The following is a 1,151-nucleotide window of genomic DNA, read 5'->3' as shown; positions in this document are numbered from 1 at the left end:
CGGCGGTGTTCGGCCGCCCGACGGTCATCAGCAACAGCGAGGCCCGCTTCATCGTCGCCGAGCAGCTGCTCCAGGCCGGGGTCGGCGCCGACATCGTGCTCGAACCCGAGCGGCGGGATTCGGCCGCCGCCGTGGCGGTCGCCGCCCTGCACGCGGCCGGGCGCGATCCGCAGGCCGTGGTGCTGATCCTGGCGGCCGACCACGTCATCGGCGACACGCCGGCCTTCGTGGCCGCGGCCGCAGCCGCCGCCATCGGGGCGCGGGCGGGCCGCATCATGACCCTCGGAATCGAGCCGACGGGACCGGCCACCGCCTACGGCTACATCCGCCGCGGCGCGCGCCTCGACGGGGTGCCGGGTGCCTACGCCGTGGAGCGCTTCGTCGAGAAGCCGGACCGCGACGGGGCCGAACGCCTCATCACGGATGGCGCCCTGTGGAACTCCGGCTACTTCCTGTTCCGCGCCGACGTGATGCTGGCCGAACTCGAAGCCCGGGCCCCCGAGATCCTGCACGCCACCCGCGCCGCCCTCGATGCCGCCCAGGTCGACCTCGACTTCCTGCGCCTCGACGCCGCTTCCTTCTCGCGGGCGCCCAAGACCTCCATCGACTACGCCGTGATGGAGTGCACGGAGCGCGCCGGGGTCCTCCCGGTCTCGTTTCCCTGGTCCGACGTCGGCACCTGGGACGCCGTGTGGGAGGTCCTGCCCCGCGATGCGTCGGGCAACGCCGTGCGCGGCCGGGTCGAGACCATCGACACCCGCGGCAGCCTGATCCACAGCGAGGGTGAGCTCCTCACCACGGTGGTCGGCCTCGACGACGTGGTGGTGGTGGCAACCCCGGACGCCGTGCTGGTGACCTCGAAGGCCCGCTCGGGCCAGGTCAAGGACCTCGTCACTCAGCTTCGTGACAAGGCCTACCCGGAGGCCGACGCCCATCGTCGGATGTACCGCCCGTGGGGCTGGTACCAGCGCATCGACATCGGCGAGCGCTTTCAGGTGAAGCGCATCATGGTCACGCCGGGTGGCCGGCTCTCGCTCCAGAAGCACTACCACCGGGCGGAGCACTGGGTGGTGGTGCGCGGCACCGCCGAGGTCACCGTCGACGAACGGGTGGTGCTCGTCCACGAGAACGAGGCGGTCTACCTGCCCATC

Annotated in this window: 1 protein-coding gene; it reads left to right on the top strand. The window is 72.1% G+C overall.

Annotation, left to right across the window (positions count from 1 at the left end; translation table 11 throughout):
* Positions 1-1,151, top strand: a 1,151-nt coding sequence (locus FV218_RS22435; RefSeq protein WP_147711605.1) for a mannose-1-phosphate guanylyltransferase/mannose-6-phosphate isomerase, incomplete at both ends; no start/stop codon positions are given.

Source organism: Methylobacterium sp. WL69 (assembly GCF_008039485.1).
In the GTDB taxonomy this organism is placed as follows: Bacteria; Pseudomonadota; Alphaproteobacteria; order Rhizobiales; family Beijerinckiaceae; genus Methylobacterium.
This window is presented reverse-complemented; position numbering and strand designations above follow the sequence as displayed.